Origin of the sequence: Microterricola pindariensis, from assembly GCF_002936985.1 — a bacterium.
GTDB lineage: Bacteria > Actinomycetota > Actinomycetes > Actinomycetales > Microbacteriaceae > Microterricola > Microterricola pindariensis.
On the sequence record NZ_MPZN01000064.1, the window covers coordinates 1 to 16,898 of the forward strand.

Genomic DNA, 16,898 nt, shown 5'->3' on the forward strand with positions numbered 1-16,898 from the left:
TGCTCGGTGCAGAGCGGATGCCGCGGCGCGGATGCCGCGGGAACGCAGAAGCCTCCCCGCCGACAGCGCGCGCGAGGCGCGGGGTCGACGGGGAGGCGAGTGCTGTGGTGCGGGTGGTGCGGGTGTGGTGCGGGTGGTGCTAGAGCTTGTTGGTGCCGCGGACGCGGGCCACCGCGGTCATCACGTGGTAGACGACGATCGCGGCAATGGTGCCGAGTGCGATGCCGGTGAAGGTGATGCCGCCGATGGTGATCGTGTAGTCGGCGATGGCGATGATCAGGGCGGTCGCGGCCGTGAACTGGTTGATCGGGCTGTTGAAGTCGACCTTGTTGTCGAGCCAGATCTTCACACCGATGATGCCGATGAGGCCATAGAGCGCGGTCGTGACGCCACCGAGGACTCCCGGCGGGATGGTGTTGATGACGGCGCCGACCTTGGGGGAGAGGCTGAGCAGGATCGCGAAGATGCCGGCCACCCAGTAGGCGGCAGTGGAGTAGACGCGGGTGGCGGCCATGACGCCGATGTTCTCGCCGTAGGTGGTGGTTCCGGAACCGCCGAAGCTACCGGCGAGCATCGTGGCGACGCCGTCTGCGAACAGCGCGCGGCCGGTGAGCTTGTTGACGCCCGGGTTGGTCAGCTGAGCGACGCCGCGCACGTGGCCGACGTTCTCGGCAATCAGTACGAGCACGACGGGGATGAACGCGGGCAGGAAGGCGAGCACGGTGGGGTCGGTGAACGGGTTCGTGGGGAATGCGAAGGTCGGCAGGCCGATCCAGTCGGCTTCCGCGACCTTGTCGAAGTTCACCTGGCCGAACAGCACGGCGGCTGCGTATCCGACCAGCACACCGATGAAGATGGACAGCCTGCCCAGGATTCCCCGGAAGAAGACGGCGCTCAACAGCACGGCGGCCAGCGTGATGACGGCGGTGAGCGGGGCCTGGGCGAAGTTGGCCCCGGCCGCGGGCGCCAGGTTGAAGCCGATCAGCGCCACAATGGCGCCGGCCACGACGGGCGGCATCAGCGCGTCGATCCAGCCCGAGCCGGTGACCTGCACCAGGAGGCCAACGATTGCGAGCATGGCGCCGACGACGACGATGCCGAAGAGGGCGTTGCCGTAGTTGGTGCCGACCGTCGCCGCGGTGATCGGGGCGATGAACGCGAAGGAGGAGCCCAGGTAGCTCGGGAGCTTGTTGCGGGTGACCAGCAGGAACAGGATCGTGCCGAGACCGGAGAACAGCAGGGTCGTGCTGGGCGGGAAGCCGGTGAGGATCGGGACGAGGAACGTCGCGCCGAACATGGCGACGACGTGCTGCATCCCCAAACCGATCGTGCGCGGCCAACTCAGTCGCTCTTCGGGGGCGACGATGGTGCTCGCGGCGACGTTCTTGCCGTCTCCGTGCAGCTTCCAGGGCAGTTCCATGCGGTGTTTCCGTTCAGAGAGGGGGTGCGAAATGGGGGTGCGGGGCGGGAAACCCCTTGACGATCGTAGGGACTGTTGGGGCCCAATGCGTGCCTCCGCTAGGAAAACCCTTAGAATCAACCGGGGATTTGACAACATATGAGCACAAGGAGCTAGCCATTTCACAGTCAACGGCCACCGAGACACCGGCAACACCGCCTTCGGGCCTGAAGTCTCGAATCGACAGCTACTTTGAAATCACGCGACGCGGCTCCAACTTCGCCACCGAGGTGCGCGGCGGAATCGTCACCTTCGTCACGATGGCGTACATCGTCATCCTGAACCCGATCATCTTGAGCGGCTCGCCCGACATCAACGGCACCGTGCTCGGATTCGGCCAGGTGGCCGCCGTCACCGCACTCACTGCCGGTGTCATGACGATCCTGTTCGGTGTCGTCGCCCGCCTGCCGTTCGGCTTCGCCGCCGGCCTCGGCATCAACTCCTTCCTCGCCGTGAGCGTCGTCGGCCAGGTCACCTGGTCTGAGGCCATGGGCCTCGTCGTCATCAACGGCCTGATCATCGTGCTGCTGGCCGCGACCGGTCTCCGCCGTCTCATCTTCGAGGCGGTCCCGATTCAGCTGAAGCTCGCCATCACCGTCGGTATCGGCCTCTTCATCGCCTTCATCGGTCTGGTCAACGCCGGCTTCGTCACCTCGACCGGTGCGGCCTCCCCGCCCGTCGGCCTCGGCATCAACGGTTCTGTCGCCACCGTGCCGACCCTCATCTTCATCGTCACCCTGGTGATCACCGGCGTTCTCGTCGCCCGCAAGGTCAAGGGCGCCCTGCTCATCGGCCTCGTCGGCAGCACCATCATCGCCGTCATCGTTGAGGCGATCTTCAAGCTGGGCCCGCAGTTCTCGGATGCCGGGTTCAACCCCGGCGGCTGGAGCCTCTCCGTTCCCGAGCTGACCGGCAGCCTTGTCAGCCTGCCCGACCTCAGCCTGATCGGAGCCGTCAGCTTCGGCAGCTTCGAGCGCATCGGCGCACTGGCCGCCCTGATGCTCGTCTTCACCCTCGTCTTCACGAACTTCTTCGACGCCATGGGCACCATGACCGGTCTCTCCAACGAGGCCAAGCTCGCCGACGCCAAGGGCAACTTCCCGCGCCTGAAGAGCGCGCTCGTCGTCGAGGGCATCGGCGCGGTCGCCGGTGGCTTCACCTCCAGCTCCTCCAACACGGTCTTCATCGAGTCGGGTGCCGGCATCGGTGAGGGTGCGCGCACCGGCTTCGCCAACCTGGTGACCGGTCTGCTGTTCCTGGTGGCCATGTTCCTCACGCCGCTCACCTCGATCGTTCCCACCGAGGTGGCCAGCGCCGCCCTCGTCATCGTGGGTGCCATGATGATGGCCCAGATCAAGGACATCGACTTCAGCGAATTCTCGGTGCTGCTGCCGGTGTTCCTCACGATCGCAGTCATGCCGCTCACCTACTCGATCGCCAACGGCATCGGTGCAGGCTTCGTGGGCTGGGTGCTGATCCGCTCGCTCTCCGGCAAGGCCAAGGGCATCAGCCCGCTGCTCTGGATCGTCGCCCTGGGCTTCCTGCTCTACTTCGTGCGCGGCCCGATCGAGGCCATGCTCGGCCTGTAACCGAGACGCACACAACAGAGCGGCCGGATGCGACAGGCATCCGGCCGTTCTGCTTCTCCGGACGTGGCCCGGGCAGTGCCTAGCCCAGGAACCCGCGCAGCAGGGCCTCCGAGCCGGCGATGTGCTCGGCCATGGCCGCGGCCGCGGCATCCGGGTGCCCGCGCAGGATCGCCTTGACGATCGCCTCGTGCTGGGCGTTGGAGTGCACGATGTTCGGCGCGAGCAGCGGGATGTCGTCCAGCAGCTCGTTCACCCGCATCCGCACGTCGGCCACCAGCGGCACCAGGCTCGGCGAGCCGACCAGCTCGGCGATGAGCAGGTGCAGGCGCGAGTCGTGCCGGCGGTACTCCTCCGGCGCCGCGGCGCTGCAGTCGTCGAGCGCCTGCCAGAGCCGCTCCCGGTCGACCGCGCTCAGCTCGCACAGGGCGGCCTGCCGCACGGCGCCGACCTCTAGGATGCTGCGGAGCACGAGGGTGTCCTCGATCTCGGATGCCGGCACAGAGCGCCGCTCGCGCAGCTCGCCGTTCGCGTCGACGACCGGGGTGCCGCGGGGGACGGGGTCCACGACGAAGGTGCCGCCGTAGCGGCCGCGCCGCGACACCACGTAACCAGCCTCGGTCAGCGAGGCGATGGCGTCGCGCAGTGTGTCGCGGCTGACGGCGAGCATCCCCGCGAGCTCGCGCTCGGCCGGCAGTTTCTCGCCGGGCGCGATCAAGCCCAGCCGGATGGTTTGCAGCAGCCGCTGCACCGTCTCCTCGAAGGCGTTCGCGCTCTTCCCCGGGCGCAGCAGCAGCTCGGCGCTCAGCAAACCGGCGCCGGGCAGACCGTGCTGTGCCGCATCCGGGGATTCAGTCATGGTTCCAGCCTAGGACTCACTCCGGGGTGACATAGGCGGAGCTGATGCCGCCGTCGACGAGGAACGTCGACCCGGTGATGAAGGAGGAGTCGTCGCTGGCGAGGAAGGCGACGGCCGCGGCCAGCTCCTCCGGCTCGGCGAAGCGCCCGACGGGGATGTGCACGAGGCGGCGCTGGGCGCGCGCCTGGTCCTTGGCGAACAGCTCCTGCAGCAGCGGGGTGTTCACCGGGCCGGGGCAGAGGGCGTTCACCCGGATTCCCTGCCGGGCGAACTGCACGCCGAGTTCGCGGCTCATCGCCAGCACGCCGCCCTTGGAGGCCGTGTAGGAGATCTGCGAGGTGGCCGAGCCCAGCACCGCGACGAAAGACGCCGTGTTGATGATGGAACCGTTGCCCTGCTTCACCATGTGGCGGAGGGCGGCGCGGGAGCACAGGTAGACCGACTTGAGGTTGACGTCCTGCACCTTCTCCCAGGCCGGCAGCTCCGTCGTCTCGATCGAGTCGTCGTCGGGCGGGGAGATGCCGGCGTTGTTGAAGGCGATGTCCACGGAGCCGTAGGTGGCCGCCGCGGTGTCGAAGAGGTTGTTCACCTGCGCCTCGTCGGTGACGTTGACCTGCACGAACAGGCCGCCGACGAGCTCGGCCGCCGCGGCGCCCGTCGCGGCATCCATGTCACCGATGACGACGGTCGCGCCCTCCGCGGCGAAGCGTTTCGCGGTGGCCAGGCCGATGCCGCTGGCGCCGCCGGTGATGACGGCGACCTTGCCGGCCAGGCGCTGGGTGAGGTCGATCGGGGTGATCGCGGGGGAGGCTGCCATGGTGCTCTCTTTCTTGCTCGGATGCTGGGCTTTCTTGCCCGAATGCTGGGCTTTCGTGCGGGTGCGCGGATGCCGCGGCGAGGGGGTTCAGTCGACGGCGATGAACACGTTCTTGGTCTCTGTGAACGCGAGCGGCGCGTCGGGGCCGAGCTCGCGGCCGAGCCCGGACTGCTTGAAGCCGCCGAACGGCGTGCTGTAGCGCACCGAGGAGTGCGAGTTGACCGAGAGGTTGCCCGACTCGACCCCGCGGGCGACGCGGAGGGCCCGGCCGACGTCCCGGGTCCAGATCGAGCCGGACAGGCCGTAGTCGCTGTCGTTGGCCAGCTGCACGGCATCCGCCTCGTCGTCGAAGGGCAGCACGGTCACGACGGGCCCGAAGATCTCCTCGCGGGCGGTGCGGTCGCCGCGCCCCGGCGTCAGCACGGTGGGCGCGAACCAGAAGCCGGGGCCGGTCGGCGCGCTGCCGCGGAAGGCGACGGGGGCGTCATCCGGCACGAAGGAGGAGACGGCGTCGAGGTGCTTCCGGGAGACCAGCGGGCCCATCTCTGTGCCCGGCAGGGCGGGGTCTCCGACGGCTACGCCCTGCACGGCGGGCTCCAGCAGCTCCATGAAGCGCTCGTAGGCGCTCCGCTCGACGAGGATGCGGCTGCGGGCGCAGCAGTCCTGCCCGGCGTTCTCGAACACGCCGTACGGCGCGGTGGCGGCGGCCTTCTCGATGTCGGAGTCGGCGAAGACGATGTTGGCGCTCTTGCCGCCGAGCTCCAGCGTCACCCGCTTCACCTGCTCGGCGCAGCCGGCCATGATCTGCTTGCCGACCTCGGTGGAGCCGGTGAAGACGACCTTGCGCACGGTCGGGTTCGTGACGAAGCGCTCGCCGACGACGGAGCCCCGACCGGGCAGCACCTGGAACAGCCCCTCCGGCAGCCCGGACTCCAGGGCGAGCTCGGCCAGACGGATGCTGGTCAGCGGCGTCCACTCGGCCGGCTTCAGCACGACGGCGTTGCCGGCGGCCAGGGCCGGGGCGAATCCCCACGCGGCGATCGTCATCGGAAAGTTCCACGGCGTGATCACGCCGACGACGCCGAGCGGCTCGTTGAAGGTGACGTCGAGGCCCCCGGCCACCGGGATCTGCCTGCCGAACAGGCGCTCGGGGGTGGCGGAGTAGTAGTCGAGCACGTCGCGCACGTGGCCGGCCTCCCAGCGAGCCTGGCCGATCGGGTGGCCGGAGTTGCGCATCTCGGTCTGGGCGAGGTTCTCGATGTCGGCGTCGACGGCGGCGGCGAAGCGGCGGAGCGCCCGCGCCTTGTCGGCGGGGGCGAGCGGCGCCCAGGCGCGCTGGGCGGCGGCGGCGCGGGCGATCGCCGCATCCGTCGCCTCCACGTCCAGGTGCTCGACGGTCTCGACGACGCTCTCGTCGGCGGGGTTGATGATCGTGTAGCTCACGGCTGCTCCTTCAACGTTCTGTGCTGCCTCGCGGCCCCGACCAGGCCGGCGAAGAGCCGGCGGTCGGCGGCGTTCTCCTCCGGATGCCACTGCACGGCGACCCCGAACGGCACGCCGGGCAGCTCAACCGCCTCGATCACGCCGTCGGCGGTCGTGGCGGACACACGCAGGCCCGGTGCCACCCGGTCGAGCGCCTGGTGGTGGTAGACGTGCACGTCGAGGGCATCCCCGAGGAGGTCGGCGATGGCGGTGCCCGCCTCGGTCTGCACCGCCTCGGTGCCGAACTCGGCCGGCGCCGGCTGGTACTTCTCGCTGCCGACCACGTCGGGCAGGTGCTGGTGCAGGGTGCCGCCGAGGGCGACGTTGAGCATCTGCGCGCCGCGGCAGATGCCGAGGAAGGGCAGCTCCGTCTCGATGGCGGCGTGCAGCAGGGCATCCTCCCACTCGTCGCGGTCGCCGCGGGGCGCCCCGGTCCTCGGGTGCGGCTCCTGCCCGTAGCGGGCGGGGTCGATGTCGGCGCCGCCGGCGATGATGAGCCCGTCCAAGCCGGCGAGCACGCGCCGCGCAGCTGCCGCGGTGACCGGCTGTGGCGGAAGCACGACGGCGATGCCGCCGGCATCCGTCACCGCGTCGAGGTAGACCTGCGGCAGGAAGGAGGCGCGCACGTCCCAGACGCCGGTCTGCGCCTGCTCCAGGTAGCTGGTGATGCCGATGACCGGTGCGTCGGAGGGCTCGAACTCGGCGCCGGTCCCGGGCTCAGAGCCGCTCAAAGCCGCGCACCCGCTCCCAGTCGGTCACGGCCGAGTCGAAGGCCGCCAGTTCGACGGCGGCGTTGTTCAGGTAGTGGTCGACGACCTCGTCGCCGAAGGCCGCTCGGGCGATCGCCGACTCGGAGAACAGCTGCGCCGCCTCGCGCAGGGTGCTCGGCACCCGGGCCGCCCCGCCGGTGTAGGCGTTGCCGACGAAGGCGTCCTCCAGCTCGAGCTCGTTCTCGATGCCGTGCAGGCCGGCCGCGATCAGCGCGGCGACGGCGAGGTACTGGTTGACGTCGCCGCCCGGCACCCGGTTCTCGACGCGGATGCCCGGACCGTGGCCGACCACGCGGAGCGCGCAGGTGCGATTGTCGACGCCCCAGGCCACGGCAGTCGGCGCGAAGCTGCCGTCGACGAAGCGCTTGTACGAGTTGATGTTGGGGGCGAAGAACAGCGTGAGCTCGCGCATGGCGGCCAGCTGGCCGGCCAGGAAATGGCGGAACGCCTTGGACATGCCGTGCTCGGCATCCGTGTCGGCGAAGACGGGGGATCCCGCCTCATCACGCAGCGAGATGTGGATGTGGCAGCTGTTGCCCTCGCGCTCGTTGAACTTGGCCATGAAGGTCAGGCTCTTGCCGTGCGCGTCGGCGATCTCCTTCGCGCCGTTCTTGTAGATCGAGTGGTTGTCGCAGGTCGCCAGCGCATGCGCATAGCGGAATGCGATCTCCTGCTGGCCGAGGTTGCACTCGCCCTTGACACCCTCCGAGTACATGCCCGCACCGTCCATCGCGTTGCGGATGTCACGCAGCAGCGGCTCCATCCGGGTCGAGGCGAGCATGGCGTAGTCGATGTTGTAGTCGGATGCCGCGGCCAGGTCGCGGTAGCCCTTCGCCCAGGCCTGGCGGTAGCTGTCGTCGAAGACGATGAACTCGAGCTCGGTGCCGACGAACGGGGCCAGCCCGCGCTCGGCCAGGCGCTCGAGCTGGGCCTTCAGGATCTGCCGCGGCGAGGCCACGACGGGAGTGTGGTCCAGCCACTGCAGGTCGGCGGTCACCATCGCGCTGCCCGGCAGCCAGGGCACGAGGCGCAGCGTGTCGAAGTCGGGGATCATCGCCATGTCGCCGTAGCCGCGCTCCCAACTGGACATGGCGTAGCCGTCGACGGTGTTCATCTCGACATCGACGGCGAGGAGGTAGTTGCAGCACTCTGCGCCGTGCTCGGCGACATCCTCGAGAAAGAGACGGGCGGAGATGCGCTTGCCGATCAGGCGGCCCTGCATGTCGGTGAACGCGAGGATCACGGTGTCGATCTCTCCCGCGGCGACGAGCCCGGTGAGCTCGGCCAGTGAGAGGTTGCCGGAACGGGGGGTCATACGCATCTCCTCGGTGAGACTCAGGCCATGAATGGTTTGCTTGGCGACCATTACACCATAGCGATGCGATTCCATCGGGGGCAATCATCGAGAACACGCGGAACTGCCCGAGAAAATTCTTGCCACAAAGGTATGTACGTCGAACCTTTGCAGGCTCTATAGTCGGGCCAGCAAATCACACAGCCCAGCAGCCTGCCCCGTTTTCCCGCGGCAGGCACACAGAATGCGAAGGAACGTGAATGTCCAAAGACACCTTGAACGTGTCGGGAGTCACCTATACGACTGCCGAAGCCGGCTACTTCGAGAAGCGCAAGCTCAAGCGCTCCGCCGGCGTCTGGGGGCTCTGGGGCCTCGCCGTGGCCGCCGTCATCTCCGGAGACTTCTCCGGCTGGAACTTCGGGATCACGGCCGCCGGCTTCGGCGGGATGCTGATCGCCTTCGCCATTCTGGTGGTCATGTACTACGGCCTCATCTTCTCCATCGGTGAGATGAGTTCGGCGATGCCGCACACCGGCGGCGCCTACTCCTTCTCACGCGCGGCAATGGGGCCGTGGGGCGGCTTCGTCACGGGCCTCGCCGAGACGGTCGAGTACGTGGCGACCACGGCGGTGATCGTCTACTTCTCGGCGGCGTACGCCGACGGCATCACCTCCGAGCTGCTCAACTTCTCGATGCCGGCCTGGGTGTGGTGGGTGATCCTCTACGTCGCGTTCATCCTGCTGAACTCGGCCGGGGCGGCGATCTCGATCCGCTTCGCCATCGTCGTCTCGATCATCTCGATCGGCATCTTGATCGTGTTCGCCGTGATGGCGATCGCATCCGGCCTGTTCAGCTGGGACAAGCTCTTCGACATCGCGCCGGATGCCGGCCAGAGCGCGTTCCTGCCGCACGGCGTCCTGCCCATCCTGTTCGCGCTGCCCTTCGCCATGTGGTTCTTCCTCGGCATCGAGGAGCTGCCGCTGGCGGCCGAGGAGTCGCACGACCCCGTCCGCGACATCCCGCGCGCCGGCCTCTGGGCCCGCGGCACGCTCATCTTCACCGGGCTTCTCGTGCTGTTCCTGAACACGGGCATCCTCGGCGCCGAGGTCACGGGGGGCGCGGGGGAGCCGCTGCTCGACGGATTCCGCGCCATCGTCGGCGACGGGCTCGCCGCTGTGCTCGCCCTGTTCGCCCTGATCGGCCTCCTCGCCTCGCTGCAGGGCATCATGTTCGCCTACGGGCGCAACATGTACTCCCTCTCCCGGGCCGGCTACTACCCGAAGTTCCTCTCGCTCACCGGCAAGCGGCAGACCCCGTGGGTCGCGCTGCTGGCCGGTGGCCTGATCGGATTCGTCGCCCTGGTCATCGTGGATGCCGCCGGCGGTTCCGGCGGGGTCGCCGGCGCGATCGTGCTGAACATCGCCGTGTGGGGTGCCGTGCTGGCCTACCTGCTGCAGATGACCGCCTTCGTGATCCTGCGCAGGAAGTACCCGAGCGCGAAGCGCCCCTACCTCAGCCCCTGGGGCGTTCCCGGTGCCGTCATCGCCGGAATCATCGCCGCCCTGATCTTCGTCGGCTTCCTGCTGAACCCGACGTTCGGCCCGGCCATCGTGGCCATCGCGGTCGTCTACGCGGTCATGCTGATCGGCTTCGCGGTCTGGGGCCGCCACCGGCTCGTGCTCTCCCCGGAGGAGGAGTACGCGGTCTCCGGCGGGCTGCACGGCGACCCGGAGGCCGACGGCTACGGGGGAGCGCTCGAGGAGGAGCTGCTCGCCAGCGACGGCGTCGACGAGCCCAAGCCGTAGGCAGGGGAATCGGTTCGTGGGGTCTCCGCTTCGGCGGAGACCCCACTGCCGTTTCGGGGGGATAGCCCCATACTCGCCCGCGCGGATGCCCCATAACGTTGGTGTTGTGCTCGAATCCGGCACAGAACCCCACCGCACATCCTCTACAGAAGGAGCCCTCCCATGTCTGCCACCATCCCCGTCGTCCCCTCGGCCCCGGCAGAGCCGAACAACGCCCCGACGCCGCCCGCCGGCTTCACCGAGCAGCCGTACGCCGGCTACGCCGAGCAGCCGGGCGCCGGCTACGCCGAGCAGCCGTACGCCGGCTACACGGGGCAGCAGCCCGCGGCATCCGCCACCCCCACCCAGTGGTTGAGCATCTCCAGCCTCGTGCTCGGCATCACCTCGATCTTCGCCGGTTGGACGTTCATCGTTCCCGTCGCCGGCCTGATCCTCGGCATCCTCGCGCTCCAGCGCGAGCCGGCCGCTCGCACCATGGCGATCTGGGGCGTCGTGCTCAACAGCGTGGTGCTCGCAGGCGGCCTGCTCGTCGGCCTCGGTGCGCTGATCTTCGGCCTCGCCGCACTGCCCTTCGCCATCCTCCCGTTCGCCATGTTCTAGGGGCACATGCCTCCGCCCGCATGGGCCCTCGGCTAGGCTGGAGGGGTACCAAGAGCCACAAGCTCGCACACCCTCAAGGCAATGGAGCCGTTCGTGTCGATCAGCACGCCCACAAGCACGTCCACCACTATCGCGGAGGGCGCTGCAGGCGCCACACCCGGCCGCACACAGGAAGCACCCACTATGCAGGCAAGCCCAGGATTCCGTCTGGAGAGCGATTCGCTCGGGACCGTCGAGGTTCCCGAGAACGCATACTGGGGGGTGCACACCAAGCGTGCACTCGACAACTTCCCGATCGCGAAGCGCCCCATCTCCGTGTACCCCGATTTCGTGCGCGCGCTGGCCCAGGTCAAGCAGGCCTGTGCCCGCGCCAACGTCGAGGTCGGTGCGCTGAGCGCCGAGAAGGGCCGCTGGATCGACGAGGCGTGCACGCGCATCATCCAGGGGGCGCGCCACGAGGAGTTCGTCGTCGGCGTCATCCAGGGCGGTGCCGGCACCTCGACCAACATGAACGCGAACGAGGTCATCACCAACGTCGCGCTCGAGATCGCCGGCTACGACAAGGGCCGCTACGACATCCTGCACCCGATCGACGACGTCAACCGCAGCCAGTCGACCAACGACACCTACCCGACCGCGATCAAGGTCGGCCTGGCGTTCTCGCTGCGCCACCTGACGCTGGAGCTGCGCCTGCTGCAGGAGTCGTTCTCGCACAAGAGCGACGAGTTCACCAACGTGCTGAAGGTGGGCCGCACCCAGCTGCAGGACGCCGTTCCGATGACGCTCGGCCAGGAGTTCCACGGCTTCGCCACCACCCTCGGCGAAGACTACGACCGCCTCATGGAGACGCTCACGCTGCTCGCCGAGGTGAACCTCGGCGCGACCGCCATCGGCACCGGCATCACCGCCGACCCCGGATACGCGGCCGCCGCGGTACGCCACCTGAGCGAGATCACCGGGCTCAACATCCAGAGCGCCCCCGACCTGATCGAGTCGACCAGCGACGCCGGAGCGTTCATGTCGTTCAGCGGCTCGCTCAAGCGCAGCGCGATCAAGCTGTCCAAGATCTGCAACGACCTGCGTCTGCTCTCCTCCGGCCCGCAGGCCGGTTTCGGCGAGATCAACCTGCCGCCGATGCAGGCCGGCTCGAGCATCATGCCGGGCAAGGTCAACCCGGTCATCCCGGAGGCCGTCAGCCAGGTGGCCTACGCCATCGCCGGCAACGACGTCGCCATCACGATGGCCGCAGAGGGCGGCCAGCTGCAGCTGAACGCCTTCGAGCCGGTCATCGCGCACTCCCTGTTCCAGGGCCTGGCGTGGATGACGCAGGCCTGCTGGACGCTGCGCGTGAACTGCATCGACGGCATCACCGCCAACGAGGACCGCCTCGAGGCCATGGTCGCCTCCAGCGTCGGCGTCATCACCGCGCTGATCCCGTTCATCGGCTACACCGAGGCTGCGAAGATCGCCAAGGTCGCGCTCAGCACGGGGCACCCCGTCGCCGATCTCGTGGTCGCCGCCGGCCTGATGACCCGCGAGGCCGTCACCGAGCAGCTTCAGCCGAGCAAGCTCTCCGGAATGGACGCCGCGGCGCCCGTCCCGGTCACCGACCTGAAGGCCGAGCCCTCCGAGTAGCAGCTCCGCTCACACCGACGCCGCACACGCAGACGCCGGCGCCCAGTTGGGCGCCGGCGTCTGTGCGTTCGGGGCAGCCGTCGCGCGGCGGCGGCACGAAAAAGACAGGACCAGAGGCTCCGCGGGGCGTATATGCGCTCGACGGGGCTGTGGTCCTGTTTTTTCGGAGGGGGCGCGCGGTGTCGGCTTCGGTCGCTGGCGCTCCCTCGAGCCAACGGGGGAGAGGCGCCGCGCTTCCGCTCGTCGGGTGGAGGGCGCCGCGCATTCGCTCGTCGGCTGGAGGGCGCCGCGCCGCGACGGAGGAGCAGCGCAGCGCCCGAAGCCCTGAGCGTCTCCGCCGACACCGCCGCCTGCGGCATCCTCCCTGGCGCTACACGTGGTCCGCTAGATCACCCGGCAGTGCGTGGTGAGGTAGCCGATGCCGTCGATGGACACCGTCACGGTGGAGCCGTCGCGGAGGAAGACCGGGGGCTTGCGCGAGTAGCCGGCGCCGCCCGGGCTGCCGGTCGAGATGAGCGTGCCGGCCGGGATCGTGGCCGAGCGCGACAGGTACGAGATGATCTCGGCGACGGTGCGCACCATCTCGCCGCTGGAGGCGTCCTGCAGGATGTGGCCGTCGACGTTCGTGGTCAGCCAGAGGTCCTGGGGGTCCGGCACCTCGTCGGCGGTGACGACGACGGGGCCGGTGGGCGTGAAGCCGTCGAACGACTTGCACCTCGACCACTGCGCCTCGCTGAACTGGATGTCGCGGGCGGTGATGTCGTTGACGACGGTGTAGCCCCAGACGTAGTCGAGGGCGTCGCGCACCGACACGTTCTTGGCCGGCTTGCCGATGATCACGCCGAGCTCGGCCTCGTAGTCGACCTGCTGGGAGATCTCGCCGGGCCAGGTGGTGGTCGCCTCGTGTGCGGTGAGCGAGTTCGGCCAGAGCGCGAACACCGTCATGGCGCTCTCGCTGCGCAGCTTCAGCTCGCTTGCGTGTGCGGCGTAGTTCGCGCCGACGGCGAGGATGTGCGGCGGGCGCAGCACGGCGGATGCGTGCCGCAGCTCGTCGATCGGCGTGAGCGAGACGCGCTGGGCGACGGCCTGGTCGACGACGGCTCGAACGTGGGCGAGCCCCTCCTCGCCGCGCTCGATGAGCTCCTGCAGGTCGGCGGGTGCTTCGTCCATCACCTCGTCGAGGAAGAGTGCTCCACTTCCGAGGGTCACAGCTAGGCGGGGGGTGGATTGACCGTCAAACCTCAGATGCGCAAACTTCACCCCTCTACGCTATCGGGGCTTGGGGGATATTCCTTGTACGTCATCACCAGCTGGTCGCGCCGTTTCTTGCACTTTCTGCACAAAGCGCCCGTTGCCGGGCCCCAGAGGGCCGCGAACTGGCCAATCATCGGAACTCTCGCGTGGCGGCATCCGGGCATCTCCGGGCGTTTCGCGGCAGTGGTGCCTCAATTGACAAGCCAAAGATCGGATGTTTATAGTCACTAGACCCCAAAGGGAAGGTTTCCATGAGCACGATCATCAGCGTCGACACCACTGACGTCCGTTTTCCGACGTCACTGCAGCTGGACGGCTCCGACGCCATGAATCCAGACCCGGACTACTCCGCGGCCTACCTCGTCATCCGCACGGATGCCGCAGACGGCCTCGAGGGGCACGGATTCGTCTTCACCATCGGCCGCGGCAACGACGTCGAGGTGGCCGCCATCGACACGCTCGCCGGGCACCTCGTCGGCCGCAACGTCGAGGAGCTCCTCTCCGACATGGGCGCCACCTCGCGCCTGTTCATGCACGACTCCCAGCTGCGCTGGCTCGGCCCGGAGAAGGGCGTCATGCACATGGCCATCGGCGCCGTGATCAACGCGCTCTGGGACCTCCGCGCCAAGCGCGAGGGCAAGCCGCTCTGGCAGCTGCTGGGCGCGCTGAGCCCCGAGGAGATCGTCGACCTCGTCGACTTCCGCTACCTGAGCGACGCGCTCACCCCGGAGGAGGCGCTGGAGATCCTGCGCGCCGCAGAGCCCGGCCGCGCCGAGCGCGAGGCCGAACTGCTCGCCAACGGCTACCCGGGATACACCACCAGCCCCGGCTGGCTCGGCTACTCCGACGAGAAGCTGGCCCGCCTCTGCCGCGAGGCGATGGCCGAGGGCTTCACCCAGATCAAGCTCAAGGTGGGCGCCGACCTCGACGACGACATCCGCCGCCTGCGCATCGCCCGCGAGACCTGCGGCGAGGGCTTCCCCATCGCCATCGACGCCAACCAGCGCTGGGACGTCGCCGACGCCATCGCCTGGGTGAAGGCGCTCGAGCAGTTCGACATCAAATGGGTGGAAGAGCCCACCAGCCCCGACGACGTGCTCGGCCACGCCGCCATCGCCCGCGGCATCGCGCCGATCCCGGTCGCGACCGGCGAGCACGCCCAGAACCGCATCATCTTCAAGCAGCTGCTGCAGGCGGATGCCATCGGCTTCATGCAGATCGACGCCGCCCGCGTCGGCGGCGTGAACGAGAACATCGCCAACCTGCTGCTGGCCGCGAAGTTCGGCGTCCCGGTGTGCCCGCACGCCGGCGGCGTCGGTCTCTGCGAGGCCGTGCAGCACCTGAGCATGTTCGACTACATCGCGGTCTCCGGCAGCAAGGAGGGCCGGGTGATCGAGTTCGTCGACCACCTGCACGACCACTTCGTCACGCCCGTCGTGATGCAGAACGGAAGCTACATGGCGCCGCTGGCTCCGGGCGCCGGCGCCGAGATGCACGCGGCATCCGTCGCGGAGTTCACCTTCACGCGCTGATCCCCAGCCGCCCCGTGCTCGAGCCTCAGGGCCGGGGCATGGTTCGCCCGTCGGGACTTCCCGGCGGGCGAAACGGCGTTAAAGCGCCTCGCGCAGCCACTGCTCCACGCCGCTGACGTGCACGAGGGTGAGGGCGTGGGCCAGCTCGGCGTCGCCCCGTTCGAGGGCGGCGAGGATGCCGGCGTGCTCGTGCAGCGTGCGCGAGACGGCGTTCTCCTGGGTGACGCCGCGCCAGATGCGGGCGCGCACGGTGTGGCTGGAGAGCGAGTCGATCAGGCTGCTGAGGTAGCTGTTGCCGGCGGCGGTGACGATGCGCCGGTGGAACTCCAGGTCGTGCTCGACGAGCCCCTCGACGGAGGTGGTCTCGTCGACGGCGGCGATCATCGCGGTCAGTTCTGCGATGGTGTCGGAATCAAGCTTGCCGACGGCCATGGCCGTCGCGGCCGGCTCGAGGATCCGGCGCACGGCGAAGATCTCCAGGATCGAGGCGTCGTCGTGCAGGTCGACGACGAAGGACATGGCCTCCAGCAGCAGTCGGGGCTCTAAACTGGTGACGTAGGTGCCGTCGCCACGCCGCACGTCGAGCACCCGGATCACCTCGAGCGCCTTGACCGCCTCGCGCAGCGAGCTGCGGGAGAGCCCGAGTGCCTCGCTGAGCTCCTTCTCGGGCGGGAGCCGGTCGCCGGGGCCGAGATCGCCGGAGACGATCATCTCCTTGATCTTGAGGATTGCTTCGTCGGTCACAGCCATGCCGTCATACTATCGGCGGGCCCCAGCCGGGCCGCGGCGCCCCACGCGGGGTTGGCTTCGGTCGCTGGCGCTCCCTCGAGCCAACGGGGGATGCGCGCCGGTTTCCTCCGCACGTCGGCTGGAGGGAGCGAGGAACGAGCGACCGAAGCCCCGGAGCCGACCTGGCCGCGTTGCCCGGGTCGCTGGCACTCCCTCGAGCTCAGCCGGCGAGCGCCCGCCACAGGTGCATGCCGGCGTAGCTGCGCCAGGGCGCCCAGGCGGCCCCGTGCGCGGCGAGCGGCACCGCGGCATCCGGCAGGCCCAGCCGGGCGGCGCCCTGTCGGATGGCGAGGTCGCTCGTCAGCAGCACGTCCGGGCTGCCGAGCACGCGCATGCTGACGTAGCCGGCCGTCCACGGGCCGATGCCCTTCACCGCCATCAGCCGGGCCGAGAGGTCCTCCTTGCTCTCGCCCACATCGAGCCAGAGCTCACCGCAGGCGAGCGCCTCCGCGACCCGCATGATGGTGTCGATGCGGGCGACGGGGCCGCGCAGCACGCCCCGGCCGCCGGCCGCGATCTGGGCGGCCGTGGGGAACAGCGTCCAGCCGCCGCGCTCCGCCGGCAGTCGGTCGCCGAGCGCCTCGGCCAGCCGCCCGAGCAGGGTGCGGGCGGCGGCCACCGAGATCTGCTGGCCGATCAGGGCGCGGAACAGCGTCTCCTCCGGGCTCATGCTGCCGGGCACGCGGATGCCGGGCACGCGAGCGACCGCGGGGGCGAGCGCCGGGTCGGCCGCCAGTGCGGCATCGATCGCCGCGGCATCCGCGTCGAGGTCGAGCAGGCGGCGCACCCGCGACACCAGAGGGGCCAGGTCGGCGAGCTCGTCGAGGGTCGCCGCGCAGGAGACGAACGGCGCCTCCGGCGTGCCCGCGAGGCTGAGCGCCACCGTCGCGGTGCCGGCCGGCAGCCGCACCGCGCGCCGGTACACCCCGGACTCGAAGTTCTCCACCCCGGCCACGGCGCGCAGCCCGAGGAAGCCGAGCACCCCGGCGCCGTCGAACGGGGCCCGCGCCGGCAGC

Annotated in this window: 14 protein-coding genes; 5 read left to right on the forward strand and 9 right to left on the reverse strand. The window is 69.3% G+C overall.

Annotated elements, in window-relative coordinates:
* Window positions 1-139: 139 nt before the first annotated feature.
* Window positions 140-1,420: a uracil-xanthine permease family protein gene (locus GY24_RS14410; protein ID WP_104476928.1), complete on the reverse strand. Its 1,281-nt coding sequence runs from the start codon at window positions 1,418-1,420 to the stop codon at window positions 140-142.
* Between the two features lie 128 nt (window positions 1,421-1,548).
* Here GY24_RS14410 and GY24_RS14415 point away from each other — a divergent pair, with 128 nt between their 5' ends.
* Entirely contained in the window at window positions 1,549-3,048 is a 1,500-nt protein-coding gene (locus GY24_RS14415; RefSeq protein WP_193953602.1) for an NCS2 family permease, read from the forward strand.
* 79 nt (window positions 3,049-3,127) lie between these two features.
* Here the strand turns inward: GY24_RS14415 and GY24_RS14420 are convergent, their stop codons facing one another.
* The 5 genes from GY24_RS14420 to GY24_RS14440 form a co-directional block, all read right to left on the reverse strand.
* Window positions 3,128-3,904, reverse strand: a complete 777-nt coding sequence (locus tag GY24_RS14420; protein ID WP_104476930.1) for a FadR/GntR family transcriptional regulator — start codon at window positions 3,902-3,904, stop codon at window positions 3,128-3,130.
* A gap of 16 nt (window positions 3,905-3,920) precedes the next feature.
* Window positions 3,921-4,721, reverse strand: a complete 801-nt coding sequence (locus GY24_RS14425; protein WP_202972960.1) for a 3-oxoacyl-ACP reductase — start codon at window positions 4,719-4,721, stop codon at window positions 3,921-3,923.
* A gap of 87 nt (window positions 4,722-4,808) precedes the next feature.
* Window positions 4,809-6,164 (reverse strand): aldehyde dehydrogenase family protein, encoded by a 1,356-nt coding sequence (locus GY24_RS14430; protein ID WP_104476932.1) that lies wholly within the window; start codon window positions 6,162-6,164, stop codon window positions 4,809-4,811.
* The gene (locus GY24_RS14435; RefSeq protein WP_104476934.1) at window positions 6,161-6,934 is read right to left on the reverse strand and encodes a gamma-glutamyl-gamma-aminobutyrate hydrolase family protein; all 774 of its coding nucleotides are present in this window, start codon (window positions 6,932-6,934) and stop codon (window positions 6,161-6,163) included. The genes GY24_RS14430 and GY24_RS14435 overlap by 4 nt, the downstream gene beginning before the upstream one ends.
* A complete protein-coding gene (locus GY24_RS14440) occupies window positions 6,921-8,288 on the reverse strand; it encodes a glutamine synthetase family protein (protein ID WP_104476936.1) in 1,368 nt (455 codons plus the stop codon). Before GY24_RS14440 ends, GY24_RS14435 begins: the two co-directional genes overlap by 14 nt.
* 239 nt (window positions 8,289-8,527) lie before the next feature.
* On the opposite strand from GY24_RS14440, the gene GY24_RS14445 reads away from it, so the two are divergent.
* The 3 genes from GY24_RS14445 (at window position 8,528) to GY24_RS14455 (ending at window position 12,307) form a co-directional block, all read left to right on the forward strand.
* Entirely contained in the window at window positions 8,528-10,072 is a 1,545-nt protein-coding gene (locus GY24_RS14445; protein WP_104476938.1) for an amino acid permease, read from the forward strand.
* A gap of 162 nt (window positions 10,073-10,234) precedes the next feature.
* Window positions 10,235-10,672 (forward strand): DUF4190 domain-containing protein, encoded by a 438-nt coding sequence (locus tag GY24_RS18115; protein ID WP_233279383.1) that lies wholly within the window; start codon window positions 10,235-10,237, stop codon window positions 10,670-10,672.
* A gap of 183 nt (window positions 10,673-10,855) precedes the next feature.
* Window positions 10,856-12,307 carry an aspartate ammonia-lyase gene (locus GY24_RS14455; protein WP_083363526.1) on the forward strand — a complete coding sequence of 484 codons (1,452 nt, stop codon included), beginning with the start codon at window positions 10,856-10,858 and terminating at the stop codon, window positions 12,305-12,307.
* 384 nt (window positions 12,308-12,691) lie between these two features.
* Here GY24_RS14455 and GY24_RS14460 read toward each other — a convergent pair whose 3' ends face one another.
* A complete protein-coding gene (locus tag GY24_RS14460; protein WP_193953604.1) occupies window positions 12,692-13,567 on the reverse strand; it encodes a fumarylacetoacetate hydrolase family protein in 876 nt (291 codons plus the stop codon).
* Between the two features lie 245 nt (window positions 13,568-13,812).
* Here GY24_RS14460 and GY24_RS14465 point away from each other — a divergent pair, with 245 nt between their 5' ends.
* Window positions 13,813-15,093: an L-fuconate dehydratase gene (locus tag GY24_RS14465; protein WP_104476940.1), complete on the forward strand. Its 1,281-nt coding sequence runs from the start codon at window positions 13,813-13,815 to the stop codon at window positions 15,091-15,093.
* 78 nt (window positions 15,094-15,171) lie between these two features.
* Here GY24_RS14465 and GY24_RS14470 read toward each other — a convergent pair whose 3' ends face one another.
* A complete protein-coding gene (locus GY24_RS14470; RefSeq protein WP_104476942.1) occupies window positions 15,172-15,843 on the reverse strand; it encodes a FadR/GntR family transcriptional regulator in 672 nt (223 codons plus the stop codon).
* A 199-nt stretch (window positions 15,844-16,042) separates the two neighbouring features.
* A partial coding sequence (locus tag GY24_RS14475) for a DNA-3-methyladenine glycosylase family protein (RefSeq protein ID WP_133161211.1) occupies window positions 16,043-16,898 on the reverse strand: 856 nt, incomplete at its 5' end.